General features: G+C 64.9%; 23 protein-coding genes and 1 pseudogene. 8 read left to right on the plus strand and 16 right to left on the minus strand.

Features of this window, described 5'->3' with window-relative positions; genetic code table 11:
* Positions 1-23 precede the first annotated feature (23 nt).
* Positions 24-1,037, minus strand: a pseudogene (locus EGJ22_RS26345) (AraC family transcriptional regulator); the annotation flags it as partial.
* A 92-nt stretch (positions 1,038-1,129) separates the two neighbouring features.
* Positions 1,130-2,194: an AI-2E family transporter gene (locus tag EGJ22_RS00140; protein WP_009684185.1), complete on the minus strand. Its 1,065-nt coding sequence runs from the start codon at positions 2,192-2,194 to the stop codon at positions 1,130-1,132.
* Between the two features lie 135 nt (positions 2,195-2,329).
* On the opposite strand from EGJ22_RS00140, the gene yegQ reads away from it, so the two are divergent.
* The 4 genes from yegQ (at position 2,330) to EGJ22_RS00160 (ending at position 5,648) form a co-directional block, all read left to right on the plus strand.
* Positions 2,330-3,694, plus strand: a complete 1,365-nt coding sequence (gene yegQ, locus EGJ22_RS00145) for a tRNA 5-hydroxyuridine modification protein YegQ (RefSeq protein ID WP_029885272.1) — start codon at positions 2,330-2,332, stop codon at positions 3,692-3,694.
* Between the two features lie 14 nt (positions 3,695-3,708).
* Positions 3,709-4,137 (plus strand): DUF411 domain-containing protein, encoded by a 429-nt coding sequence (locus EGJ22_RS00150; protein ID WP_029885273.1) that lies wholly within the window; start codon positions 3,709-3,711, stop codon positions 4,135-4,137.
* Entirely contained in the window at positions 4,137-4,574 is a 438-nt protein-coding gene (locus tag EGJ22_RS00155; protein ID WP_009684188.1) for a YqaA family protein, read from the plus strand. Before EGJ22_RS00150 ends, EGJ22_RS00155 begins: the two co-directional genes overlap by 1 nt.
* Positions 4,575-4,649: 75 nt before the next feature.
* Complete coding sequence (locus tag EGJ22_RS00160) at positions 4,650-5,648, plus strand: alpha/beta fold hydrolase (RefSeq protein WP_029885274.1); 999 nt, start codon at positions 4,650-4,652, stop codon at positions 5,646-5,648.
* 20 nt (positions 5,649-5,668) lie between these two features.
* On the opposite strand, the gene zapE is transcribed toward EGJ22_RS00160, so the two are convergent.
* The 5 genes from zapE to EGJ22_RS00185 form a co-directional block, all read right to left on the minus strand.
* Positions 5,669-6,781: a cell division protein ZapE gene (gene zapE, locus EGJ22_RS00165; protein ID WP_029885275.1), complete on the minus strand. Its 1,113-nt coding sequence runs from the start codon at positions 6,779-6,781 to the stop codon at positions 5,669-5,671.
* A gap of 33 nt (positions 6,782-6,814) precedes the next feature.
* On the minus strand, positions 6,815-7,966 hold the full coding sequence (locus EGJ22_RS00170) for a PQQ-dependent sugar dehydrogenase (RefSeq protein WP_029885276.1): 1,152 nt from the start codon (positions 7,964-7,966) through the stop codon (positions 6,815-6,817).
* Positions 7,967-7,988: 22 nt separating this feature from the next.
* Positions 7,989-8,306 carry a hypothetical protein gene (locus tag EGJ22_RS00175; RefSeq protein ID WP_009684192.1) on the minus strand — a complete coding sequence of 106 codons (318 nt, stop codon included), beginning with the start codon at positions 8,304-8,306 and terminating at the stop codon, positions 7,989-7,991.
* Positions 8,307-8,450: 144 nt separating this feature from the next.
* Positions 8,451-9,416: an agmatinase gene (speB, locus tag EGJ22_RS00180; RefSeq protein WP_029885277.1), complete on the minus strand. Its 966-nt coding sequence runs from the start codon at positions 9,414-9,416 to the stop codon at positions 8,451-8,453.
* A gap of 24 nt (positions 9,417-9,440) precedes the next feature.
* Entirely contained in the window at positions 9,441-10,520 is a 1,080-nt protein-coding gene (locus EGJ22_RS00185; protein ID WP_029885278.1) for an extracellular solute-binding protein, read from the minus strand.
* Positions 10,521-10,622: 102 nt separating this feature from the next.
* Here EGJ22_RS00185 and EGJ22_RS00190 point away from each other — a divergent pair, with 102 nt between their 5' ends.
* Complete coding sequence (locus EGJ22_RS00190; protein WP_029885279.1) at positions 10,623-11,513, plus strand: LysR family transcriptional regulator; 891 nt, start codon at positions 10,623-10,625, stop codon at positions 11,511-11,513.
* 121 nt (positions 11,514-11,634) lie between these two features.
* Here EGJ22_RS00190 and EGJ22_RS00195 read toward each other — a convergent pair whose 3' ends face one another.
* Together EGJ22_RS00195 and EGJ22_RS00200 are read right to left on the minus strand one after the other, a co-directional pair.
* Positions 11,635-14,061, minus strand: coding sequence for a TonB-dependent receptor (locus EGJ22_RS00195; RefSeq protein ID WP_064314352.1), 2,427 nt, complete (start codon positions 14,059-14,061; stop codon positions 11,635-11,637).
* A 124-nt stretch (positions 14,062-14,185) separates the two neighbouring features.
* Positions 14,186-15,310, minus strand: coding sequence for a sigma-70 family RNA polymerase sigma factor (locus EGJ22_RS00200; RefSeq protein WP_029885281.1), 1,125 nt, complete (start codon positions 15,308-15,310; stop codon positions 14,186-14,188).
* 134 nt (positions 15,311-15,444) lie between these two features.
* Here EGJ22_RS00200 and EGJ22_RS00205 point away from each other — a divergent pair, with 134 nt between their 5' ends.
* Complete coding sequence (locus EGJ22_RS00205) at positions 15,445-15,927, plus strand: LEA type 2 family protein (RefSeq protein ID WP_009684200.1); 483 nt, start codon at positions 15,445-15,447, stop codon at positions 15,925-15,927.
* Positions 15,928-15,938: 11 nt separating this feature from the next.
* Here the strand turns inward: EGJ22_RS00205 and EGJ22_RS00210 are convergent, their stop codons facing one another.
* Positions 15,939-16,202, minus strand: coding sequence for a hypothetical protein (locus tag EGJ22_RS00210; RefSeq protein ID WP_009684201.1), 264 nt, complete (start codon positions 16,200-16,202; stop codon positions 15,939-15,941).
* 122 nt (positions 16,203-16,324) lie between these two features.
* Here EGJ22_RS00210 and EGJ22_RS00215 point away from each other — a divergent pair, with 122 nt between their 5' ends.
* Complete coding sequence (locus EGJ22_RS00215) at positions 16,325-16,645, plus strand: YqjD family protein (RefSeq protein WP_029885282.1); 321 nt, start codon at positions 16,325-16,327, stop codon at positions 16,643-16,645.
* Positions 16,646-16,671: 26 nt separating this feature from the next.
* On the opposite strand, the gene EGJ22_RS00220 is transcribed toward EGJ22_RS00215, so the two are convergent.
* Positions 16,672-17,289: a tRNA-(ms[2]io[6]A)-hydroxylase gene (locus EGJ22_RS00220; protein ID WP_009684203.1), complete on the minus strand. Its 618-nt coding sequence runs from the start codon at positions 17,287-17,289 to the stop codon at positions 16,672-16,674.
* Between the two features lie 154 nt (positions 17,290-17,443).
* Here EGJ22_RS00220 and EGJ22_RS00225 point away from each other — a divergent pair, with 154 nt between their 5' ends.
* Positions 17,444-18,307, plus strand: a complete 864-nt coding sequence (locus tag EGJ22_RS00225; protein WP_029885283.1) for a universal stress protein — start codon at positions 17,444-17,446, stop codon at positions 18,305-18,307.
* A 54-nt stretch (positions 18,308-18,361) separates the two neighbouring features.
* Here EGJ22_RS00225 and EGJ22_RS00230 read toward each other — a convergent pair whose 3' ends face one another.
* From EGJ22_RS00230 to EGJ22_RS00250, 5 genes are all read right to left on the minus strand, one after another.
* Positions 18,362-18,565 carry a formate dehydrogenase subunit delta gene (locus EGJ22_RS00230; RefSeq protein WP_009684206.1) on the minus strand — a complete coding sequence of 68 codons (204 nt, stop codon included), beginning with the start codon at positions 18,563-18,565 and terminating at the stop codon, positions 18,362-18,364.
* Positions 18,562-21,432 carry a formate dehydrogenase subunit alpha gene (fdhF, locus tag EGJ22_RS00235; RefSeq protein ID WP_029885284.1) on the minus strand — a complete coding sequence of 957 codons (2,871 nt, stop codon included), beginning with the start codon at positions 21,430-21,432 and terminating at the stop codon, positions 18,562-18,564. The genes EGJ22_RS00230 and fdhF overlap by 4 nt, the downstream gene beginning before the upstream one ends.
* Positions 21,429-22,988 (minus strand): NADH-quinone oxidoreductase subunit NuoF, encoded by a 1,560-nt coding sequence (locus EGJ22_RS00240; protein ID WP_029885285.1) that lies wholly within the window; start codon positions 22,986-22,988, stop codon positions 21,429-21,431. Before EGJ22_RS00240 ends, fdhF begins: the two co-directional genes overlap by 4 nt.
* Positions 22,982-23,464: a formate dehydrogenase subunit gamma gene (locus EGJ22_RS00245; RefSeq protein ID WP_029885286.1), complete on the minus strand. Its 483-nt coding sequence runs from the start codon at positions 23,462-23,464 to the stop codon at positions 22,982-22,984. Before EGJ22_RS00245 ends, EGJ22_RS00240 begins: the two co-directional genes overlap by 7 nt.
* 228 nt (positions 23,465-23,692) lie before the next feature.
* On the minus strand, positions 23,693-24,190 hold the full coding sequence (locus EGJ22_RS00250) for a PaaI family thioesterase (protein ID WP_029885287.1): 498 nt from the start codon (positions 24,188-24,190) through the stop codon (positions 23,693-23,695).
* Positions 24,191-24,232 lie beyond the last annotated feature (42 nt).

Here is a 24,232-nt window from a genome sequence, read left to right on the forward strand (position 1 = left end):
TGTGTGCAGCAGACGGAATCAGTTGCGTGGCGAGCCTGGACCACCGCGCGATATTGCCCCGGGTTGCAGCCAAACCACTTGCGAAAGGCCTTGTAGAACGAACTGGCATCGGCAAAACCCAGCCGTTCGGCAACTTCGCCCATGGTTGGCTCGGCGCCGACCAGCCAGGTGGTGGCAAGCTCGCGCCGCACACTGTCCTTGAGCCCCTGGTAGGTCTGCCCCTCTTCGGCCAGGCGCCTGCGCAGCGTAGAAGCAGACAGGCACAGCGTTTGCGCCAGGTGCTCCAGCGCTGGCCATTGTGCAGGTGCCTGGCGCAGCAGATCGGTACGAATGCGCCGCGCCAGGCTGGACGGGTCACGGTAACGCACCAGGATGTTGGCGGGCGCTTCGGCAAGAAAACGCTGCAATTCCTGCTCGCTGCGCCGCACTGCCAGGCCAAGGCAATCGGCGGGGATGATCATGCGCGTACGCGGGCGGCCGAACTGCAGGCTTTCGGAAAACATCACCCGGTAATCATCACAGAACGGTGGCTCGGCGCAGCGCAGGTCGATCGCTAGGATGGGGATGCGCCGCCCGGCCAGCCAGCAGGCCACGCCATGCACGATCATCCAGAAGGTGAAGTAGGTGAAGGCACGGCGCGGCTCCGCGCGCGGTTCGTTGATAACGATCTCGGCCAGGCCCGGTTGGCGCACCAGGCACGGCTGCAGGTCTTCGAGCATCAGTGCCAGAAAGCCCAGGGCCGTTTCCAGGCCCTGCCCCAGGGTTGGCTGAGCCATGCTCGCACGGCACATGAACGCCAGGCTGCCAGTGCGCAGCCCGCGAGGGTCCATGGCAAAGAACTCGTCATTGCAGCGCCGGGCCAGCAAGCGCCACAGGCGCGCATAGGATTGCGCGGCAACGCGCGCCTCGGGCAGGTCGAGGCAACTGGCATCGATGCCGGCACGCGCCAGCAGGGCGGCATTGGCTTCGCCCGCTGGGCAGGTCTGCATCAGCGCCTCACGCACCAGTTGCATGGAGATCGTATCTTTCGTGCTCATCGGTTGTTCCGGGCCCAGTCACCGGCCATCTTAGGCCGCTGGCGCGAAAACACCAGCCCTTGGGCACACCGCGCAACTGCCATGGCCGGCCGTCACTGCGGCAATTGCACCTGTGGCTTTGCCTCGGCGAAGATCGCCCAGCTGGACATGAACAGCGCCGCGATCAACGGCCCGATAACGAAGCCGTTGAGCCCGAACACCGTCAACCCACCCAATGTGGATACCAGGATCAGGTAGTCCGGCATGCGCGTGTCCTTGCCTACCAGAATCGGCCGGAGCAGGTTATCCACCAAGCCGATCACCAGCACCCCGAACGCGGTCAGGATGATGCCCGGCAATATCGCCCCGGTCAGCAGGAAGTAGACGGCCACGGGTGCCCAGACAATGCCCGCGCCCACCGCCGGCAGCAGCGACAGCAACGCCATCAGCACCCCCCAGACCAGCGCACTGGGAATATCCAGCACCCAGAAGATGAAGCCACCCAACGCACCTTGGGTCACGGCCACCAGCACGTTGCCCTTGACCGTGGCCCGCACCACGCGGTTGAACTTCAGTTGCAAGCGGCGTTTCTGGTGCTCGGGCAGCGGCACGGCCAGGCGCACACGGCGGGCCACATCGGCGCCTTCACGCAGGAAGAAGAACAGCAGGTACATCATGATGCCAAAGCCGATCAGGAACTCGAACGTACCTTGGCCAAAGCTGAAGGCCTGGCTGGCCAGCACCTGGCTGCCCTGGGTCGCCCACTTGGTGATCTTGTCGCGCAAACCATCGAGGTTGCCCACGCCCAGGTGGTCCAGCCCGTTTTGCGCGAACGCCGGCAGCATGTCCTTGCCCCGTTCGACGTAACCGGCAATGTCCAGCTGCCCGCTTTCGATCCGTTGGTACAGGGTCGCGCCTTCCTGCACCAGCAGCAGGCTGGTGATGATCACCGGCAGCACCGCCACCAGCAGGCAGATCATGGTCGTGGTGATCGCTGCCAGGTTGCGCCGGCGACCAAAACGCATCACCAGGTTGCGCTGCAGCGGGGCAAACAGGATAGCCAGCACAACCGCCCAGAATATCGCGCCGTAGTACGGCAGCAGGATCCACACGAATGCGATGGTCACCAGCGCCAGGAGAACCGCGAGGGCTTTGTTCTGTAGGGCAGTTTCGTTCATTGCAGGTCCTCGAATGGCGTATGCGATATTAGTTCGCGCCGCTTGGCCAAAAGTGCCGCTACATCCGTTGATATATATCAAAACATGCGCCAGCCCCGTGCCTTAGCATCCGCGCCCTTTGCCCCGGTGCGCACCATGACACTGATCAGCAAGCCCGAACTCCTGGCCCCTGCCGGCACCCTCAAGACCATGCGCTATGCCTTTGCCTATGGCGCCGACGCGGTCTATGCCGGCCAGCCGCGCTACAGCTTGCGGGTGCGCAACAACGAGTTCGACCACACCAACCTGGCACTGGGCATTGCCCAGGCCCACGCGCTGGGCAAGCGCTTCTACGTCGTGGTCAACATCGCCCCGCACAACGCCAAGCTGAAGACATTCCTCAAGGACCTGGCACCGGTGATCGCCATGGCGCCGGACGCGCTGATCATGTCCGACCCCGGTTTGATCATGCTGGTGCGCCAGCATTTTCCAGACATGCCGGTGCACCTGTCGGTACAGGCCAACACGGTAAACTGGGCCAGCGTGCAGTTCTGGCAAGGCATGGGCCTTGGCCGGGTGATCCTGTCACGCGAGTTGTCACTGGAAGAAATCGGCGAAATCCGCCAACAGGTGCCGGGCATGGAGCTGGAAGTGTTCGTGCATGGCGCCCTGTGCATGGCCTACTCCGGCCGCTGCCTGTTGTCGGGTTACCTCAACAAGCGTGATGCCAACCAGGGCACCTGCACCAACGCCTGCCGTTGGAAGTACGATGCCACGCCCGCCACCGAGAACGCCGTGGGCGACATCGTTCGCCAAGTGCAGCCCACCCTGGGCCTGGGCGCCCCGACCGACCAGGTGTTCCTGCTGCAGGAAAGCAACCGTCCCGGTAGCGAAATGCCGGCGTTCGAAGATGAGCACGGGACCTACATCATGAATGCCAAGGACCTGCGCGCCATCCAGCACGTGGAACGCCTGGTCAGCATGGGCGTGCATTCGCTGAAGATCGAGGGCCGCACCAAGTCGCATTTCTACTGCGCCCGCACCGTGCAGGCGTACCGCCAGGCAATCGATGACGCAGTGGCCGGGCGCCCCTTCGACCGCGCGCTGATGGACAACCTGGAGTCGCTGGCACAACGGGGCTACACCGAAGGTTTTCTGCGCCGCCACGTGCACGACGAGTACCAGAACTACCAGCGTGGCAACTCGGTGTCCGAGCGCCAGCAGTTCGTTGGCGAGCTGACCGGGGTGCGCGTCGACGGCCTGGCCGAGGTCAAGGTGAAGAACCGCTTCAGGGTGGGCGACCACCTCGAGCTGATGACCCCGCGCGGCAACTACCATTTCGACTTGCAGCGCCTGTGCAACGGTCAGCGGCAGGCCATCGAGGTAGCGCCGGGTGATGGCCACGTGGTCTACCTGCCGATTCCGGAACAGGTCGCCCTCGACCACGCATTGCTGATGCGTGACCTTGCCCCGAAGCAGCCACCCGCTGAGAATCCTGTACTATGGACCGGTTTGCTCTGAAGGAGTGTTGCGACATGCTGCGTAAACATCTGTTGACCCTGGGCCTGCTGGCCATGAGCGGCCTGGCCCAGGCTGGCGACACCATCGACGTGTACCGCGACCCCAACTGCGGCTGCTGCAAGGCCTGGATCAGCCACCTGCGCGATAACGGTTTCACCGTCAACGACCATGTCGAACCGAACATGAGCGTCGTCAAGCAGCGCCTGGGCGTGGCCCCACGCCTGGCTTCGTGCCATACCGGTGTGATCGACGGCAAGTTCGTCGAAGGCCACGTGCCGGCCGAACAGGTACGCCTGTTGAGCCAGCGCAACGACCTCAAGGGCCTGGCCGTGCCGGGCATGCCGATGGGCTCACCGGGCATGGAAATGGGCGACCACAAGGATGCCTACCAAGTGATCGGGGTGACCCAGGGCGGCCAGGACACCGTGGTCGCCAACTACTGATGCTCGGCCTGTGGGCGCTGTTTTTCAGTGCCTTTGGCGCCGCCACCCTGCTGCCGCTGCAATCGGAAGCCGTGCTGGTCGGGCTGTTGCTGGGCCAGCCCGAGGCCTGGGCCACCCTGCTGCTGGTCGCCACCTTGGGCAACGTGCTCGGTTCGGTGGTGAACTGGCTGTTGGGCCGGGCCATCGAGCACCTGCGCGACAAGCGCTGGTTCCCCTTCAGCACCGCGCAGTTGGCGCGTGCGCAGCAGCGCTACCAGCGCTGGGGACAATGGTCGCTGCTGCTCAGCTGGATGCCGGTGATTGGCGACCCCTTGACGCTGATTGCCGGGATCATGCGTGAACCGTTCTGGCGCTTCCTGCTGCTGGTGAGCGTGGCCAAAGCAGGGCGCTATGCAGTGCTCACCATGATCACCCTGGGCTGGTTTCACGCTCGGTAACACCTTTCGCCCTCCCCTTGGTCCATGGGCTGTTACAGTGCTTTTTTCCTACAAGGTTCTACAGGGAGTTCCCCCATGCTGCGCGCAACAGCTCTGGCCTTGGCGTGCCTGGCCGGCGGTTCGGCCGTCGCTGCCGAATCGCCCACCTTCGGCCCCCAGCTCGAAGGTTTCCGCTACCCGCATCCGCTCCAGCATTTCGACTTCAAGTCCCAGGGCCAGGCCCTGCAGATGGGCTACATGGACGTGCCTGCACAAGGCCAGGCCAACGGCCACAGCGTGGTGTTGATGCACGGCAAGAACTTCTGCGCCGCTACCTGGGAAACCACCATCGAGGCGCTTAGCAAGGCCGGCTACCGAGTGATCGCCGTCGACCAGGTCGGCTTCTGCACGTCCAGCAAACCGGCGCACTATCAGTACAGCTTCCAGCAGCTGGCAGACAATACCCATGCCCTGCTGGATCGCCTGGGGGTCAAGCGTGCCAGCGTGCTCGGCCACTCAACAGGCGGCATGCTCGCCACCCGCTACGCGTTGATGTACCCGCAACAGGTCGAGCGGCTGGCGATGGTCAACCCGATCGGCCTGGAAGACTGGAAGGCGCTTGGCGTGCCCTACCGTACCGTGGACCAGTGGTATGCCCGCGAGCTGAAGCTCAATGCCGAGGGTGTACGAGAATATGAGCGCAAAACGTATTACGCGGGCCGCTGGAAGCCGGAATACGAGCGCTGGGTGCAGATGCTGGTGGGGCTCAACCAGGGCCCCGGGCATGAAGCGGTGGCGTGGAACTCGGCATTGATCTACGACATGATTTTCACCCAGCCGGTGTACCACGAGTTCAAGGACCTGCAGATGCCCACCTTGCTGTTGATCGGCGACAAGGACAGCACGGCGATCGGCAGTGATATCGCGCCGCCGCAGGTCAAGGCCAGGCTGGGCAAGTACGCCGAACTGGGGCCGCAGGTGACCAAGCTGATCCCCAAGGGTGAGCTGATCACCTTCGAAGGCATGGGGCACGCGCCGCAGATCGAAGAGCCGGTCAGGTTCAACCGCACGCTGATCGAATGGTTGGGGCGCTGAGCGCTGAGCGGCTGTCGGGCTTAGCCCCCTCCAAACCGCTGCAGTTGCATCTCCCGTAGCCGGCTCAGGGTGCGTTGAAAAGGGAACGCCAGGTAACCCTGGGTGTAGAGGGCATCCAGCGGTACGTGCGCTTCCAGGTACAATGCCACCCGGCGGTCATAACACTCGTCGACCAGGGCAATGAACCGGCGCACCGCGTCGTCGTTGGGCGACAAGGCGGGTAGCTGGCGATCGCCCGCCGCTACCCGCAACGCCGCATCCTCGGTGCCACGGGCAATGCGCCCCGCCCGCTGTTCACCGCCCAGCGCCGGCACTGCCGATAACAGAATGGCTGCAAAACGGTCGCACAAAGCCATGAAATCCACAGCTGCCAGGGGTTGCTCGCACAGGTCGGCAAAACGGCACCAGATGGCGTGGTCATTGCGGCGCACCACTTGGACTTGCCGGGTGCCGATCGGCAACGGCCGGTCGGTGCCGCCATCGTCGGGGCCAAGCTGGCGGAACACCTCGCCCAGCCGGCTGGCCTGCCCCGCCTCTACCACCCAGTAGCGCTGCTGCGCTGCGCCGGGGTGCAGGCGGTGATCCTGCCCGCCAGCCACCGGCAGCACCTGCATATGGCGCTGGATTGCGGCGATAGCCGGCACGAAGCGCTCGCGGTTGAAACCGTCGCGGTACAGTTGCTCGGGTGGCTGATTGGACGTGGCGACAACCACCACGCCCTCGTCGAACAGCACCTGGAACAGCCGGCCAAGAATGATCGCATCGCCAATGTCGTTGACGAACAGTTCGTCGAAGCACAACACCCGGATCTGGCCGGCGAGCTCCCGGGCCAGCGCTTGCAATGGGTCGGCAGTGCCGTTCAGCTGAAACAGGCGCTGGTGCACCCACGCCATGAAATGGTGGAAATGCTGGCGTCGGCTGGGCACGGTCAGGCAGCGATGGAACTGGTCCATCAGCCAGGTCTTGCCACGGCCGACCGGCCCCCATAGGTAAATACCCTGGGCCGGGCGGCCCTGTTCAAGGGCCTGAAAACAGCCCTGCAAGGCGTCAACGGCGCGCGCCTGGGCAGGGTCGGCGACATAGCCCTGGGTCGCCAGGGCTTGCTGGTAAAGGAATTGCGGGGTCATGGCCATGCCGCATTCTACACGGCCTAGGGCGCGCCAGGTTCAGGGCTCCTTGCTCAGGCCGACCTTGAGCAGCGCGCCATCCTTGTCATCGGTGAGTACGTACACATACCCATCCGGCCCCACCCGTACATCGCGGATGCGCGCTTTCAGATCACCGAGCAGGCGCTCTTCATGCACCACCTTGTCACCCTTCAATTGCAAGCGGATCAGTTCCTGCGTGGCCAGCGCACCAATGAACAGGTTGTGGTCCCACGCCTTGAAGGTGGGGCTGTCGTAGAACGCCATCCCGCTGATGCCCGGCGACTTCTCCCAGACATGGTGTGGGTCGACCATACCTTTGACATGCTTGCCCTTGGCCTCGGGAATCGGCAGCAGCGAATAATTGATGCCATGGGTGGCGACCGGCCAACCGTAGTTCTTGCCGGCCTCGGGAATATTGATTTCATCACCACCGCGCGGGCCGTGTTCGTGGGTCCACAGCTTGCCAGTCCAAGGGTTGAGCGCAGCACCTTGCTGGTTGCGGTGGCCATACGACCAGATTTCCGGCCGCACATTGTCCCTGCCGACAAACGGGTTGTCCTTGGGCACCTTGCCATCCGGCCAGATTCGCACGACCTTGCCCTGCAGTTTGTCCAGGTCCTGCGCGGTAGCGCGCTGGTTGTTCTCGCCCAGGGCGATGAACAGGTAGCCATCGCGGTCGAACACAAGCCGCGAGCCGAAATGGTTACCCACCGACAGCTTGGGCTGCTGGCGGAAGATCACGTTGAAGTTCTCCAGCCGGGCGCGGTCTTCGGACAATTGCCCGCGGCCGACCGCCGTGCCGGCCTTGCCGTCACTGCCCTCCTCGGCGAAGGACAGGTAGACCGTGCGGTCTTTGGCGAAGTCTGGCGACAACGCTACATCCAGCAGGCCACCCTGGCCCTCGGCCCACACTTTCGGCACGCCATTGATGGGCGGGCCGACCTTGCCCTCGGCGTTGACCAGGCGCAGGTTGCCGGCACGCTCGGTGACCAGCATGTCCTTGCCACCCGGCAGGAAAGCCAGTGCCCATGGGTTGCGCAGGCCATCGGCCACGGTGCTGACGGTCAGGCTGCCTTCTTCACTGGGAAACTGCTGTTCGGACGCGGCCTGGGCCAGCAGGGGCAGCAGCGCAGCGGCGGTCAGGGTGGCTAGCCAGGGTGCTCGGAGCATGCACAATTCCTTTCAAGTGGGCTTATGGCGCACGCGGGTTGTCGCGCGCTGGCCGGGACGGTTCCAGGTTCGGGGTTTGCTGCTGGCGACGCAGGTTGTCGCCATTGCCGATGCCGCGGTTGTCCAGCGTGGGCACACGCTGTTGCGGCTCGGTAGACGGGCCGCGCACCGGCGGGGTGGCCGGCAGGCTGCCTTGGCGGCTGTTGGGGTTGGCGCGCTGAATCGGGCTGTTGTACGGGTTGCGGTAGTCGGCAGCGAGCTGCAACGGTGGTTGCGGAGCCGCGTGCACGGGCAGGCACAAGGCCAGGCCAAGGGCCAGCGTGGGCAATGTCGGACTCATGCTTCACCTCCTGTACGAAAACGCGGCGCCTGCTGGCTTTGATAGCCTGAGGCGCCAGGGGTTCGCGGCCAGATGTGTGAAAGCAGGTGGAGTTGCATCCTGATGTTTCAGCAGGCGCCGTGGGGGCCGCTGGCGGCCCCGCCCTCATTGGCCGGTATCGACCTTGTGCCGCGCGGCATACAGGCACAGCATCTCCATCGCCAGGGTTGCCCCGGCCAGGGCGGTGATGTCGGCATGGTCGTAAGCCGGTGCCACTTCCACCAAGTCCATGCCTACCAGGTTGATGCCGCGCAGCCCGCCGAGAATCTCCAGTGCCTGCACCGTGCTCAAGCCACCACACACCGGCGTGCCGGTGCCAGGCGCGTAGGCCGGGTCCAGGCAGTCGATATCGAAGGTCAGGTACACCGGGCGCTCGCCCACGCGCTGGCGAATCGCCGCAATGACCGCCTCGGTGCCCTGCCGGTGCACCTGCCGGGCGTCCAGGATGGCGAAGCCCTGGCTGTCGTCGTTGGTGGTCCGCAGGCCGACCTGCACCGAGTGGGCGGGGTCGACCAGGCCTTCACGGGCGGCATGCCAGAACATGGTGCCATGGTCGATGCGTTTGCCCTCCTCGTCCGGCCAGGTGTCGCTGTGCGCATCGAAATGCACCAGCGCCAGCGGGCCATGGTGGCGGGCATGGGCCTTCAACAGTGGGTAACTGATGAAATGGTCGCCGCCCAGGGTGAGCATCGCGCAGCCGGCTTGCAGAATGCGTTCGGCATGGGCTTCGATGCTGCCGGGTACCGACTGCGGCGTACCGCTGTCGAAGGCGCAGTCGCCATAGTCGATCACCGCCAGGTGGTCGAAGGGGTCGAACGCCCAGGGCCAGTGGCGGGCCCACGCCTGCTGCACCGAGGCGGCACGAATGGCCCTGGGGCCGAAGCGTGCGCCGGGCCGGTTACTGGTGGCGGTATCGAACGGTACGCCGCTGACCACCACATCCACCCCACGCAGGTCGCGGCTGTAGCGGCGGCGAGCAAAACTGGTGATGCCGGCATAGGTACTTTCGGCGGCAGTGCCATACAGGCTGTCGCGGGTAATGGCCTGGTCGTTGTTCAAGGCTTGCTCCACGGTCGGGCTCCTCGGTCTGCAGGGTTATTGGCGGCTGCGAAAGGCAGTCCACAGGCGGTTGCGCTGGCGCAGGTCGGCCAGGGCCATGCTGCGGTCGGCGAACAGCCGCTGACGAACTTCGGCCGGTGGGTAGATATCCGGGTCGGTGCGCACGGCTTCATCCACCAGCGGCGTGGCGGCCTGGTTGGCGTTGGCGAAAAACAGCGTGTTGGTCAGCGCCGCCACCGACTCAGGCTTGAGCATGAAGGCGATGAACGCCCGCGCCGCCTCCGGGTGAGGTGCATCCTTGGGGATGGCCAGGTTGTCTTGCCACACCAGCGTGCCCTCGCGGGGGATGCGGTAGATCACCTCGAACGGCTTGCCGGCACGCCGGGCCTGGTCGGCGGCCATGGCGGCATCGCCGTTGTAGGTCAGCGCCAGGCACACGCTGCCGTTGGCCAGGTCGCTGATCTGCCGGCCATTGGCAACGTAGCTGATCGACGGCTGCAATTGGCCCAGCAGCTTCTGTGCAGCTGCCAGGTCGTCCTTGTTCTGGCTGTACGGGTCCTTGCCCAGGTAGTTCAGGGCCACGCCGATCACTTCCTGCGGCGAGTCGGGCATGGCGATACCGCAGTCTTTAAGGCGGCTGGCGTACTCGGGCTTGAACAGCAGGTCGAGGCTGTCCAGCGGTACCTCGCCCAGGCGCTGGCGCACCGCCTGTACGTTCACCCCCAGGCCCAGCGTGCCCCAGGTGTAAGGCACCGCGTAACGGTTGCCGGGGTCGGCCTCGGCGAGCTTGGCCAGCAGGTCGCGGTCGAGGTTGGCATAGCCAGGCATGGCCTGAGCCTGCAACGGCTGCAGGGCATTGGCCTTCAGCGCCCGCGCCAACATTGTGGCGGACGGCACGACAACGTCGTAACCGCTGCCCCCGGTAAGCAGCTTGGTTTCCAGCACTTCGGTGGTATCGAAGGTGTCGTAGCGGACCTTGTAGCCGGTCTCCTGCTCGAAGCGCTGCAGGGTCTGCGGGGCGACATAATCGGCCCAGCTGTAAAGGTTCACGACTTTCTCTTCGGCTTGCAGCGGCAAGGCCAGTACCAGCGACAACAGGCACAACGATGAACGCATGACAGACACCTCGGCAAATGGGTGGATGCCGCGAGCATGTCAGCCGGGTTACATTGAAGAAATGGCAAGTTTGCAAAGCTGACATTCACCAGGAGCAATGCAATGCTCGGACAAGTGCATGACCCCGACCTGCACCTGCTGCGGCTGTTCGTCACTGTAGCCGAGGCCGGTGGCTTCAGCGCTGCACAGGGGCTGCTGGGCTTGAGCCAGCCAACCATCAGCCAACGCATGGCCCAGCTGGAAACGCGCCTGGGCTACCGCCTGTGCAGCCGGGGCAAGGGGGGGTTCCGGCTGACCGAGAAAGGCCGGATGCTGTTGGAAGCCACGCGCGCGCTGCTGCTGAACATCGAGCAGTTCCGCCAGCAGGCCAACGGTGTTGCCGGACGACTGCTGGGCACCGTGCGCATCGGCCTGGCGGAAAACCAGGACAAGCAGGTTAGCCTCAAGCTGGCGGCGGCGATCGCGGCATTTCGCCGCCGCGTCGAGTCGGTGCAACTGGAACTGATCAGTGCGCCACCGGCGGAGCTGGAGCGGTTGTTGCTGGAGCAGCGGCTGGACTACGCCATCAGCTATTTTTCCGGTAAACAGGCAGCGTTCGACTACCAGCCCTTGTTCGAGGAACGGCAGCGGCTGTATTGCGGCAAAGGGCATCCCTTGTTCGGCGTGCCGCAGGTGCCGCGCCAGCGTTTGCTGGAGCAGGACCAAGTGCGCCACCCGTACCGTTTCATCGAAGGCGACGAGCCGTTCCAGAGCAGGCACGGCATGGCGGTGGCGGAACAGATCGAGAGCGTGCTGACGTTCATTCTTTCGGGCAGGCACATTGGTTATCTGCCGTGTCACAGCGCCCTGGCCTGGGAGGCCGAGGGGCAGCTGTGGGCACTGGACCCGGGGCTGGATTTTGTCGTGCCGTTTACCCTGGCCCGGCACCGGGCGCAGGTGGCCGGCGAGGCACAGCAGGCATTCGCCGTAGATGTATTGGCGGCCTTCGCCTGAAAGCCAAGCACGGTGCCTGCAGGAGCGGCCTTGCGTCGCGAAGGGCCGCAAAGCGGCCCCGGCAACCCATACTGAATGCTCAACCCAAAGGGCCCCAGGCACCCCTGCCCTGCGCCCTGGCTCAGTAAGCCATGCTCCAGGTCAGCGTATAGGTGCGCCCGCGCCCCTGGTAGTCGTACAGGTACGCCGGCCCGTAGGTCGGCGAATAGAAGAGCGTCGCGCGCTGCCCCCAGACCGTACTGTACTGCTTGTCCAGCAGGTTCTGGATACCCGCGCTGAAGGTGCCGAAACCGATGTCCTGGCTGGCCAGCAGGTCGAAGGTGGTGTAGCCGTCGATCTCATGGTCGGCATCGTCCCTCAGGCTGAATGCATGGTTGGCCTGCAACCGCGCGCTGCGGCCGTCACCCTTCCAGCCAACGAAACCGGTGGCCTTCGACAACGACGCATAGCGGGCATCGCGTTTGATCCAGCCGCCGTCGACCGCCTCTTCCTCGGAGCGGGTCAGGTGAAGCGTGCCGCCCGCTTCCCAACCACTCTGGAAGTGGCGGGTCAATGCCCCTTCAAAGCCGAAGTCACGGCTCTTCTGCTCTTCGACATTGATGGTCAGCGTTTGCGAGTCGACGTTGATGATCTTGTCCGACCAGATGTAGTACAGCGCTGCCTGGGCGTCCCAGTCCAGGTCGGCATAGCGCCAGCCCAGCTCCACCTGACGGCTCTTGATCCCGGCCAGGGGGTTGTCTGCCACGCTCAGGCCCGGCTTGCCATAGTACTTGGCCGGGTCTGGCAGGTCGAAGCCTTCGCCATAGTTGGCCCACACCTGTTGGCCATTCTTGAAGTCGTAAATGGCGCCGACGTTGAACAGGTTGACCTGGTAATCGTTACTGCCGCCGGGCACGCCCTTGAAGTCGCTGACATCCACGTCCATCTGCTGGCGCCGGGCGCCGCCAGACAAGGTCAGGTTGTCGGTGGCGCGCCAGTCCAGCTGGCCATACAGCGAAACGCCATCCACCCGATAGCTCGGGTAACGTGCGGCCTTGCTCTCCTTCTCCAGGTCCAGGCCACCGGATTCGGACGAGGTCTGTGCGTTGAAGGTGGTCTGCTCGGCACTGAAGCGCTCGCGGTCCAGGTCCACGCCATAGGTCAGTTTGAGCGTGTCCCATTGCTTGGCGAACAACCCCTTGAGGCTGGAAACCTCGAAGTTCTGCTGCGAGGCAGCAAAATACACCCCCCGCGAGCCTGTAGGGGTGGCCCGGTTGTAGTACGGGAACGGGTAGAAGTTGTCGTCTTCCTTGCGGTACGACGCTTGCAGGTAGAAGTCCTGGCCGAGCACGTCGCTGTGGTGGTAGTTGGCGTTGAGCAGCAGGCGCCGGGTGCGCGGCTCCAGGCCGGCTGAATAACCGCTGCGCAGCTCGGCATCTTCCAGGTCGGAGGGCGCGTTGTAGTTCAGGTTGGGGAAGTAGATACCGGTGCTGCCGTGGTTGCCCGAGTCGTAATACTGGGCCAGCAGGTCAAGGCTTTGCTGCTCGTTCAACTGCATGCCCAAGCTGCCGAGCACATCGACCGTGCGGTTGTACTGCAGGTCGGTCTGGGTGTTGTCGATGAATATCTGCTCGCCGGCCCCGTCGTAGAACGCTTCGTTCTGCTCGCCGGAGATACCCAGGCGGGCATTGACCCGCTCGTTGCCGCCGCTGATCGACTGGGCAAAGCGGGTGGCCAGGTCGTCGCTGTTGTTGAAGCCGCTGCTGGCACCTAACTGGGTCTCGAAACGGGCCGGCCCGGGTTCGCCCTTCTTGGTGACGATGTTGATGATACCGCCGGTGGCGCCCCCGCCGTAGATGGCGCTGGCACCAGACAGCACTTCGACGCGCTCGACATTGAACGGCGAAATGCTGTCGAACTGGCGTGACAGCCCCCGCGAGCTGTTCTGGCTGACCCCGTCGATCATCACCAGCACATTGCGCCCACGCATGTTCTGGCCGTAGTTGGTGCGCCCTTCCGGTGCCAGGTCCAGGCCCGGCACCAGCTTGCCGATGGCTTCCTTCAGGCTGACGCCACTGTCGATCTGTTCGCGCAGTTGCTGTTGGTCGACCACCCACACGGTCCCGGGGATTTCGCTGATTGCCGTACTGGTACGCGAAGCCACACTGACTTCGATCGGCTTGAGGTTGACCGCCTGCGGCGCAGCCTCGGCCTTGCGCAGGGTCACCGTGCGGGCATCGCTGAATTGCCAGCGCATGCCACTACCGGCCAGCAATTGTTGCAGCGCCTGCTCGACACTGTAGCTGCCGCGCAGGGCCGGGCCGGCCAGGCCGGCGACATCGCCGGTGGTGTACAGCAAGTGCAGGCCGGCCTGGTCGGCAAACGAGGTCAGGGCTTGGTCCAGCGGCTGCGCAGGCAGGTCGAGCTGAACCTGCCGGGCCTGCAGCTGGGCGTTTTCGGCGGTGGTCGAAGCAGCCGCCTGCAGCGGGCCGGTCAGCATGGCCAGGGCACTGCAAGACAACAGGGCATGGTGAAGTGAACCGCGGCGGCGGGGCAAAGGCTTGGGCATCAGAGACACGTAGGCGCTTCCTGGCAAGTCGTAAATGAGAATGAGTTGCTGATCAGTCCCACTACGACGATCTGGCTTGCAGGAACTTGCAGTGGCCACTGCAAATTTTTTCTGCGCTGGCCGCTCAATGCACCACGGCCAACCAAGGCAGGTAGGTCACCTTCAGCCCATACCGCTGCTCCAGGGTGCGCAACAGCGCCTGCGGCTCATCCAGGTCGAAGACCCCACTCACCTCCATCGCCGCCAGCTTGCTGTCGGACAGCACGATGCGCCCGTGCCGGTAACGCTCCAGCTCTTGCAGCACCTGCCCCAACGGCTTGCCATTGAAAATCAGCTTGCCGCGCTGCCAGGCCAACTGGGCACCGGCATCCGCCGCTACTGCCAACGGCTGCTCGCCGACCTTGGCCTCGCCCCGTGCCAGTACCACGTGCCCATCACGGCGCACGCTGAAGGTGGCGGCACGGCCCTGCACCGCTGCACCGGCCATGTCCACCACGAACGGCCGGGCATCATCGGCCATTTCGAACAGTGCCTCACCTGCAGCCAGCACCACGCGCCGCTCATGCTCGCTGAATACCACACGCAAGGCGCTGGCACTGTTCAGGGTGACCCGCGTGCCATCGGCCAACGTCACGACCTGCCGCTCACCCACGCCAGTGTGGTAATCGGCCAACAACACCGGCGCCTGCTGCCAGGCGACCAGGGCAGTGACCAGCAATACCCCGCAGGCCGCTACGCCCGCCTGCTGCAGCCACCGGCGGCAATGGCGCAGGGCCTGGCCAATGTACTTGGCCACCATGCTTTCCGACACGCCAAGGCGTTGCGCGACCTGCTTCTGGGTCAGGCCGTCGACGCGGTTCAGCAACAAGGCCTGGCGGGCCTTGCAGGGCAACTGCAACAGCGCCTGATCGAGCAGTTGCAGGCGCTCACGCGCCAGCAACACCGCCTCGGGCGCTGGCGCTGGGCAGGCTAGCTCGCCTGCCCCGTCGCAATCATCGTGGCTGGCCGCGATGCGTTGCTCGCGGCGCAGGGCGTCGATGGCCAGGTTACCCGCCACGCGGAAGATGAAACTGCGCGCGTGCAGCACCGGCAACGCCTGCTCGTCGATGTTCACCAGCTTGAGGTAGGTTTCCTGCGCGACGTCGGCGGCACGCTGGCGGTCGCTCATGCGCCGGGTCAGGAACTGCAGCAAGTCGTCGTAGTGCTCCTGGAAACTCGCCAGCAGGCCCGACACAGGTGAAGTCAGCATGGGTTTGGGAACGACCAGTAAGAGAAGTTATCGGCTGTTAATGAGAAACAGTATCTTTCATCTAACCCAACACTTTCAACGCCGGCGCGCATTTGCCACACTGACGGCTCGTTCACTTAGGCAAGGTCGTACCCATGGTTGCCCGACTGCACCGCTACACCCGCCTGCTCATCGCCCTGTGCCTGACCAGCAGCCTGGCGGCCTGCGCGCTCCTGCAGCCACGCGACCCGCTGAATATCAGCGTGATCGGCATAGAACCGCTGCCGGGGCAGGAACTGGAGTTGCGCATGGCCGTGAAAATGCGGGTGCAGAACCCCAACGAAGAGGCAATCGACTACAACGGCATCGCCCTCGACCTGGAGGTGAACGGCCAGCCACTGGCTGCCGGGGTCAGTGACCAGCAGGGGCACATTGGCCGCTACGACGAGGCAGTGATCGTGGTGCCGGTGAGCATCACGGCGTTCTCTTTCCTGCGCCAGGCCTATGGGCTGGGCCAGGTGGGTACCCTGCAGGGCCTGCCCTACAAGCTACGCGGCAAGCTGGCCAGCGGGCCACTGGGCACCGTGCGCTTCACCGACGAGGGCAAGCTGGACCTGCCCAAAGGGACCACCTGGTAACCAGCGGGCGCTCAGCGGTTGGCGCTGGCTGCTGCCATCAGCTTGTTGACTTCGCTGCGGACCATGCTGGCGTATTCGGGCGGCGACATGCCCTCCAGCTCAGCGCGCACCCACTCGGCCCACTTGCCTTTGCGCCGTGGCTTCTCGGCGATCAGCCGGGCGGCTTCGCCCTTGGCCTTGCCCAGGTTGGTCTGCCACATTTCGAACAGCCGGGCCTTCTCTGCCTCGATCTGCGCCCGTTCCTCGAAGCTCATGTTGGCCAGATTGAAACTCATGCATCACCTGCTAGACCGTAAATGGCGGCTATCTTACACCAACGCGCCAACCTCACGCCGACGCAACTTTTCCGGCGCGCAAGTATCCATTGTTCAAACCACCCATCGACGAGGACACTTTAATGGCCCGGAAAAAAGCCACGCTGGCCGACAGCGATCAAATCAAGGACCAGGTCTTCAGTGAGTTGCAGGCGCTGATCGAAGAATCGGAGAAGCTGCTCAACGACAGCGCTGCCCTGGTTGGCGAAGAAGCCGACAGCCTGCGCGCGCAGGTCAGCCTGAAGCTGAAACAGGCACGCCAGGCCGCCGCAAACATGCGTGACAAGGCGCAGCCCATGGTCAACGCCACGCAGGACTACATCGGTGGCCACCCGTGGCAAACCGTGGCCATTTCCGCCGGCCTCGGCATGGTGGTGGGCCTGCTGCTGGGCCGGCGCAACTGACCGGGCGGCCGCGCCGGCGGCACGCTTCAGGCGGCTTGCGCCAGCGGAATCCCGCTGTGGAAGCGCAGCTCCTGGTCGGGTGACTGGATAAGCTCCGCTTCCGCCGCGCGCACCAGTTCAATGCGGCGGGCAATGTCCGCCGCATCCCCATAGTGGTGCGCCAGTTTCAGGTAGCCTTGGTAATGGCGCGCCTCGCTTTTCAGCAGGCCATGGTAGAAACGGCCCAGCTCTTCATCCAGGTGCGGCACCAACGCGGCAAAGCGCTCGCAGCTGCGCGCTTCGATGAACGCCCCGACTACCAGCGTATCCACCAGCTTGACCGGCTCATGGGCGCGCACCAGCCGGCGCAGCCCCGATGCGTAGCGCCCCGCCGACACCGGCCGCAGCGGCACGCCACGGCGTTTCATCAGGCGCAGCACCTGCTCGTGGTGCACCAGCTCCTCGCGCGCCAGGCGCGACATCATGTTGATGAGGTCAAGGTGGGTGTTGTACTTGGCGATCAGGCTCAGGGCTGTGCTGGCGGCCTTGAATTCGCAGTTCTTGTGGTCGATCAGCAAGGTTTCCTGGTCGGCCAGCGCTGCTTCGATCCAGGCGTCTGGCGTCGGGCAGCCCAGGAAGGCATCGATTTCGGGGGTCAGGGACATGAGCATGCAACCACACGGAACAGGCAGGGCTGGCGATTATACCGGCGGCGGCGGTCGGCGCCAGTGGCTATGCTTGATGTGTATCAAGCGCCCGCGCGGGCAGCGGGGACTATAGTCAGGCATTGGTCGCCCCCTTTGACTGGAGTTAACGCCCATGCAAGCCATCCGCAGCATTCTCGTGGTGCTCGACCCCGAACACGCCCACAGCCGGGCACTGACCCGGGCCAAGCTGATTGCAGGCGTCACCGGCGCGCGCCTGCACCTGCTGATGTGCGACAAACGGCATGACCACAGCGCGCTGTTGAGCGTGCTGAGCCGCCAACTGCACGACGACGGTTATGACAATGTCTCCCACGAAGAGGCCTGGCGCGATAACCTGCACGACACCATCATCGACGTGCAGCAGGCCGAAGGCTGTGAGCTGGTGATCAAGGAACACCGCCCCGACAACCCGCTGAAAAAGGCCCTGCTCACCCCCGGTGACTGGAAACTGCTGCGCCAATGCCCGTGTGCCGTGCTGATGGTCAAGAGCGAGCGGCCGTGGACTGGCGGCAGGATTCTGGCCGCGGTGGACGTTGGCAACCAGGACGAGGATCACCGCCGCCTGCACGCCAGCATCATCGACCATGGCCATGACATCGCCGCGCTGGCCAAGGGCGAGCTGCATGTCATCAGCGCACACCCGTCGCCCATGCTGTCGGCGGCCGACCCGGTCTACCAGTTGAGCGAAACCATCGAGGCACGCTACCGTAAAGCGTGCGAGGCGTTCCAGGCCGAGTACGGCATCAGCGAGGAACGCCTGCACGTGGCTGAAGGACCGGCAGATGTGCTTATCCCCCATACCGAGCAGCGGTTGGATGCGGTGGTGACCGTGATCGGTACGGTGTGCCGCACAGGGATTACCGGGGCGTTGATTGGCAATACTGCAGAGGTGGTACTCGATGAGCTGAAGGGCGACGTGCTGGTGCTCAAGCTTGAAGAAACCAGCACCAAGCTGGCCGAACGGGTCCGGGGTTGACGCCCCCTGCAGGCGCGCCACAGCGGCGCGCCTGCACAAGGCCGCAGGTACCCGTCAGCCCAATGCTTCACGCACCTTCGGGTCCAGCCCCTCCCCGTCGTTGGCTGCAATCCACTCCAGCAACTGCCTGCGCATGGCCGGCGTCCAGAAGCTTTGCAGATGCTGGCGTACCCCTTGCACGGCCAGCGCTCGGTTAGGCTCGCTGTCGAAGTAATGGGCAATCTGGTTGGCCATCTTGACCAGGCTGGCGCTGCTCATTGGCGTACCTCGGCTTTCTCCGCTGTGCGGCGCTCCTGCAGCAGGCGCCGCTGTTCGTCACTGAAGTCCTGATAGCGCTGCTGCCATTGCGAAGGCTGGAACACTTTGACCACCTCCACCGCCGTGACCTTGTACTCGGGGCAGTTGGTAGCCCAGTCGGAGTTGTCGGTGGTGATCACGTTGGCCCCCGACTCGGGGAAGTGGAACGTGGTGTACACCACCCCCGCGGCCACCCGCGCACTGACCTTGGCGCGCAGCACCGTCTGCCCGGCACGGCTGCCAATGCCGACCCAGTCGCCGTCCTGGATACCCCGGCTTTCGGCATCGGTGGGGTGGATTTCCAGGCGGTCGGCGTCGTGCCAGGCCACGTTGCCGGTGCGCCGCGTCTGCGCGCCGACGTTGTACTGGCTGAGGATGCGCCCGGTGGTCAGCAACAGCGGGTAGCGGCTGTTGACCTTTTCGTCAGTCGGCACATAGCCGGTGAGCATGAAGCGGCCCTTGCCCCGTACGAACTGGTCGATGTGCATGGTTGGCGTGCCATCCGGCGCGGCCTCGTTGCAGGGCCATTGCAGGCTGCCATGGCGTTCGATTTCGGCGTAGCTGACCCGGCGGAAGGTCGGGGTCAGGCGGGCGATTTCATCCATGATCTCGGACGGGTGGCGGTAGTGCATCGGGTAGCCCAGGGCGTCTGCCAGGGCGATGGTAGCTTCCCAGTCAGCCTTGCCGGCCAGCGGTTCCATGACTTTGCGCACCCGTGAAATTCGCCGCTCGGCGTTGGTGAAGGTGCCGTCTTTTTCCAGGAACGAACTGCCCGGCAGGAACACGTGGGCGAACTTGGCGGTTTCGTTGAGGAAGATGTCCTGTACCACCACGCACTCCATCGCGAGCAAGGCAGCGGTAACGTGCTGGGTGTTGGGGTCACTTTGGGCAATGTCTTCACCCTGGCAGTACAGCGCCTTGAAGCTACCGTCCAGCGCTGCCTCGAACATGTTGGGAATACGCAGGCCTGGGTCGGGCTGCAAGGTCACGCCCCAGGCCTGCTCGAACTCTTCACGCACCGCCTGGTTGGAGATATGCCGGTAACCGGGCAACTCATGGGGGAACGACCCCATGTCGCACGAACCTTGCACGTTGTTCTGGCCGCGCAGTGGGTTGACCCCTACCCCTTCCCGGCCGATGTTGCCGGTGGCCATGGCCAGGTTGGCGATGGCCATCACCGCGGTGCTGCCCTGGCTGTGCTCGGTCACCCCAAGGCCGTAATAGATGGCCGCATTACCGCCGGTGGCGTACAGCCGGGCGGCGGCGCGGATCTGCTCTGGCGCTACGCCACACACCGGGCCAAGCACTTGCGGGGCGTTCTCGGCACGGCTGACGAAGTCGCGCCAGCGGGCGAAGTCTTCGGTTTCGCAGCGGGCATCGATGAAGCCCTGGGCCAGCAGGCCCTCGGTGACGATCACATGGGCCAAGGCGTTGAGCATGGCCACGTTGGTGCCAGGGCGCAGTTGCAGGTGCAGCTCGGCACGGGCGTGCGGCGCGTCGACCAGGTCGATACGCCGTGGGTCGATCACGATCAGCCGCGCGCCCTGGCGCAGGCGGCGCTTTAGCTGCGAGCCGAACACCGGGTGGGCGTCGGTAGGGTTGGCACCGATCACCAGTATCACGTCGGCCTGCATCACCGAGTCGAAGCTTTGCGTACCTGCCGACTCGCCGAGGGTCTGCTTCAGGCCATAACCGGTCGGTGAATGGCAGACCCGGGCACAGGTGTCGACGTTGTTGTTGCCGAACGCCGTACGCACCAGTTTCTGCACCAGGTACGCTTCTTCGTTGGTGCAGCGGCTGGAGGTAATGCCGCCAATGGAGTCACGCCCATACTTGAGCTGGATACGGCGCAATTCGCTGGCGGCGTAGTTCACCGCCTCGTCCCAGCTGACCTCTTGCCACGGGTCCTCCAGGCGCTTGCGGATCATCGGTTTGGTGATGCGGTCCGGGTGGGTCGCGTAGCCCCAGGCGAAACGCCCTTTGACGCAGGCGTGGCCATGGTTGGCACCGCCGTTCTTGTCCGGGACCATGCGCACCAGCTTGTCCCCTTTCACTTCTGCGCGGAACGAGCAACCCACACCGCAGTAGGCACAGGTGGTGACCACCGAACGCTCGGGCTGGCCCAGTTGCACCAGGCTTTTTTCCGTCAGGGTCGCGGTTGGGCAGGCCTGCACACAGGCGCCGCACGACACGCACTCCGAAGCCAGGAAATTGTCCCCGCCGGCCGCCGCCACCCGTGACTCGAAACCACGCCCGGTGATGGTCAGGGCGAAGGTGCCCTGGATGTCCTCGCAGGCGCGCACGCAGCGGCTGCAGACAATGCACTTGCTCGGTTCATAGTCGAAATACGGGTTGGAAACGTCCTTTTTCTCAGCCAGGTGGTTGGCGCCGTCATAGCCATAGCGCACCTCGCGCAGGCCAACCTGCCCGGCCACGGTCTGCAGCTCGCAGTTGCCGTTGGCCGAACAGGTGAGGCAGTCCAGCGGGTGGTCGGAGATGTACAGTTCCATCACGTTGCGGCGCAAGCCGGCCAGGCGCGGGGTTTCGGTGCGCACCACCATGCCTTCGCTGACCGGCGTGGTGCACGACGCCGGGTAGCCGCGCATGCCTTCGATTTCCACCATGCACATGCGGCACGAGCCAAAGGCTTCAAGGCTGTCGGTGGCACACAGTTTGGGGATGCTGGTGCCGAGCATGGCCGCGGCGCGCATCACCGAGGTGCCGGCCGGCACACTGATGGCACGGCCGTCGATGCTCAGGCTGACCTGCACGTCGCTGTCGCGAGCCGGGGTGCCCAGGTCGGTTTGCGGGTCGAAGAAGTTGATCACTGTGCGGCCTCCGTGGTGGTCAGCCCGAAATCGGCGGGGAAGTACTTGAGGGCGCTGGCGACCGGGTAGGCGGTCATGCCACCCATGGCGCACAGCGAACCGTACTGCATGGTGTCGCACAGGTCGCGCAGCAACAGGGCGTGGTCATGGCGCTCGCCCGTTTCGCTGCTGGCGATCAAGCGGTCGACCACCTCCATGCCCCGTGTCGAGCCGATGCGGCACGGGGTGCACTTGCCGCACGACTCCTCGGCGCAGAACTGCAAGGCAAAACGCGCCATGCTGGCCATGTTCAGGGTGTCGTCGGCGACCACCACACCGCCATGGCCGAGCATCGCGCCCAGGGCGGCGAAGGCTTCATAGTCCAGCGGCGTGTCGAAGTGGCTGGGTGGCACCCAGGCGCCAAGCGGGCCGCCGACCTGCGCAGCTTTCAGCGGCCGGCCGCTGGCCGTGCCGCCCCCGTAGCCCTCTACCAGCTCGCGCAGGGTCAGGCCAAAAGCCCGCTCCACCAAGCCGCCGTGGCGCACATTGCCGGCCAGCTGGAACGGCATGGTCCCCAGTGAGCGGCCCATGCCGAAGTCACGGTAGAACGCGGCGCCCTTGGCCAGGATGATCGGCACCGAGGCCAGGGTGAGCACGTTGTGGACCAATGTCGGCAAGCCGAACAGGCCTTGCAGCGCGGGCAGTGGCGGCTTGGCGCGGACGATGCCGCGCTTGCCCTCGATCGATTCGAGCAGTGCGGTTTCTTCACCACAGATGTAGGCGCCGGCCCCCACCCGTACCTGCAGCTCGAAAGCCCGGCCGCTACCGGCTACGTTGGCCCCCAGGTAACCGGCCGCACGGGCGATGGCAAACGCCTGCTCGAGCACACGGATGGCATCGGGGTATTCCGAGCGCACATAGATGTAGCCCATGTCGGCGCCCACGGCGAGGCCGGCAATGATCATGCCTTCGATCAGCAGGAACGGGTCGCCCTCCATCAGCATGCGGTCGGCAAAGGTGCCGGAGTCGCCCTCGTCGGCATTGCACACCACGTACTTCTGGCCTGCGCCAGCGTCCCGCACGGTGCGCCACTTGATACCCGCCGGGAAGGCCGCACCACCGCGGCCGCGCAAGCCAGAGTCCAGCACGGCAGCGACCACTTCGGCGCCGTCCAGCGCTACCGCGGCTTCAAGGCCGGCGAAACCGCCGTGCGCCCGGTAGTCGTCCAGCGACAACGGGCGAGTAATGCCGGCGCGGGCAAACAGCAGCCGTTGCTGGGTCTTGAGGTAGGGGATGGCCTCGACCGGCCCAAGCGCCAGCGGGTGCTCGGCGGGCTCACCGGCCAGGGCATCGAGCAGCGCCGGCACGTCTTGTGCGGTAACCGGGCCAAAGCCGAGGCGGCCTTGCGCACTGTCGCACTCGACCAGCGGCTCCAGCCAGTACAGCCCACGCGAGCTGGTGCGCTGGATTTCCAGCGGCAACTGGCGCCGCTCGGCTTCGCGCTGGAAGGCCTCGGCGACCTGGTCGGCGCCCACGGCGCGGGCGACCGAATCACAGGCAATGAACAGCTTCAGCATGCTGCATCCTCCTGGCAGGCATTGACCAAGGCGCGCAAGCGCTCGGGGGTGAGCCGTGCATGCACCTGGCCGTCGAGTTCCAGCGCGGGTGAGCAGGCGCAGGCGCCCAGGCAATATACCGGGCGCAGGCTGATGGCGCCGTCGGCACTGGTGCCATGGTCGTCGAGTGCCAGCTGTTCACGCAGCTGCGCCGCGAGTGCCTCGGCGCCACGGCTCTGGCACGACTCGGCGCGGCACAGGCGCAAGGTATGGCGTGCCGGCGGCGCAGTGCGGAAATCATGATAGAAACTGATTACCCCACGCACCTCGGCCAGGCTGAGGTTGAGGGCATGGGCCAGTTCGGGAACGGCGGCATCGGGGATGTAGCCCAGGTCATGCTGGATAGCATGCAGCATCGGCAACAGGGCGCCGGGGGTGTCTTTGTCGCGCGCCAGAATGCGCTGGATAACGGGCAGGTGGAGCAATTCATCAGGCATACAGCGGACCTCGGCATCACGGACCCTGCCTGTTTTGTTGTAATGGCAGGTATCCAGCGTGTTCTGCTGCGGCACGCCGGCAACGTCACGGTTGCGCGATGGCGGCGGCCTCCTCGCTGACGGCCGCGCATCTGCGTGCGCTGGTCCGACGGCATCCTGCAAGCATGGCACTTATGCCGCCGAAGGGTTGCGTACGAGCGACCAGGCGCATTCTGAAACCGACGCTGGTCAGCCCTGGCCGTGGGCCTTGAGCTTGAGTTTTTCGGTATCGACGCGGACGAACACCGAGTCCGCCGTCACGGTCAGCACATCGCCAGCCCAGACTTCACAGATCACCCGGCTCTTGCGCCCTACTTCACCTTCTACCCGGGCCTTGAGCAGCAATTCGATGCCCATCGGGGTGGGTTTCAGGTAGGTCAGGTTGAGCGTGCCGGTTACGCAGTCGATGCGCGGCAAGCTGCCCGGCGCGCGGCCTTCGTGCCGGTAGTGGTAGGCCATGGCGGTCCAGTTGGAATGGCAATCCACCAGCATCGCCAGCAGGCCGCCGTACACCAGGCCTGGCCAACCGCTGAAGGTGCTGTCCGGGGCATGCCTGCAGACCAGGTGGATACCATCGGCATGCCAATGGCTTTGCAGGTGCAACCCGCTGGGGTGGGAACAACCGCAGCCGTAGCAGGTACCGTCTGGTGCCGCCATGGCCTGGAGGGAAAGGGGCTGGTCGTTCATACGCTTCCTGTGCTGATGAAAAAGGGGGCGCGCAACGCCCCC

This window comes from Pseudomonas sp. p99-361, from assembly GCF_003935475.1.
GTDB classification, from domain to species: domain Bacteria; phylum Pseudomonadota; class Gammaproteobacteria; order Pseudomonadales; family Pseudomonadaceae; genus Aquipseudomonas; species Aquipseudomonas juntendi.

Coding starts and splice junctions, on each gene's coding strand:
- EGJ22_RS00140 (WP_009684185.1), bottom strand. CDS start 2,194: ATGAACGAAACTGCCCTACAGAACAAAGCCCTCGCGGTTCTCCTGGCG.
- yegQ (WP_029885272.1), top strand. CDS start 2,330: ATGACACTGATCAGCAAGCCCGAACTCCTGGCCCCTGCCGGCACCCTC.
- EGJ22_RS00150 (WP_029885273.1), top strand. CDS start 3,709: ATGCTGCGTAAACATCTGTTGACCCTGGGCCTGCTGGCCATGAGCGGC.
- EGJ22_RS00155 (WP_009684188.1), top strand. CDS start 4,137: ATGCTCGGCCTGTGGGCGCTGTTTTTCAGTGCCTTTGGCGCCGCCACC.
- EGJ22_RS00160 (WP_029885274.1), top strand. CDS start 4,650: ATGCTGCGCGCAACAGCTCTGGCCTTGGCGTGCCTGGCCGGCGGTTCG.
- zapE (WP_029885275.1), bottom strand. CDS start 6,781: ATGGCCATGACCCCGCAATTCCTTTACCAGCAAGCCCTGGCGACCCAG.
- EGJ22_RS00170 (WP_029885276.1), bottom strand. CDS start 7,966: ATGCTCCGAGCACCCTGGCTAGCCACCCTGACCGCCGCTGCGCTGCTG.
- EGJ22_RS00175 (WP_009684192.1), bottom strand. CDS start 8,306: ATGAGTCCGACATTGCCCACGCTGGCCCTTGGCCTGGCCTTGTGCCTG.
- EGJ22_RS00185 (WP_029885278.1), bottom strand. CDS start 10,520: ATGCGTTCATCGTTGTGCCTGTTGTCGCTGGTACTGGCCTTGCCGCTG.
- EGJ22_RS00190 (WP_029885279.1), top strand. CDS start 10,623: ATGCTCGGACAAGTGCATGACCCCGACCTGCACCTGCTGCGGCTGTTC.
- EGJ22_RS00195 (WP_064314352.1), bottom strand. CDS start 14,061: ATGCCCAAGCCTTTGCCCCGCCGCCGCGGTTCACTTCACCATGCCCTG.
- EGJ22_RS00200 (WP_029885281.1), bottom strand. CDS start 15,310: ATGCTGACTTCACCTGTGTCGGGCCTGCTGGCGAGTTTCCAGGAGCAC.
- EGJ22_RS00205 (WP_009684200.1), top strand. CDS start 15,445: ATGGTTGCCCGACTGCACCGCTACACCCGCCTGCTCATCGCCCTGTGC.
- EGJ22_RS00210 (WP_009684201.1), bottom strand. CDS start 16,202: ATGAGTTTCAATCTGGCCAACATGAGCTTCGAGGAACGGGCGCAGATC.
- EGJ22_RS00215 (WP_029885282.1), top strand. CDS start 16,325: ATGGCCCGGAAAAAAGCCACGCTGGCCGACAGCGATCAAATCAAGGAC.
- EGJ22_RS00220 (WP_009684203.1), bottom strand. CDS start 17,289: ATGTCCCTGACCCCCGAAATCGATGCCTTCCTGGGCTGCCCGACGCCA.
- EGJ22_RS00225 (WP_029885283.1), top strand. CDS start 17,444: ATGCAAGCCATCCGCAGCATTCTCGTGGTGCTCGACCCCGAACACGCC.
- EGJ22_RS00230 (WP_009684206.1), bottom strand. CDS start 18,565: ATGAGCAGCGCCAGCCTGGTCAAGATGGCCAACCAGATTGCCCATTAC.
- EGJ22_RS00240 (WP_029885285.1), bottom strand. CDS start 22,988: ATGCTGAAGCTGTTCATTGCCTGTGATTCGGTCGCCCGCGCCGTGGGC.
- EGJ22_RS00245 (WP_029885286.1), bottom strand. CDS start 23,464: ATGCCTGATGAATTGCTCCACCTGCCCGTTATCCAGCGCATTCTGGCG.
- EGJ22_RS00250 (WP_029885287.1), bottom strand. CDS start 24,190: ATGAACGACCAGCCCCTTTCCCTCCAGGCCATGGCGGCACCAGACGGT.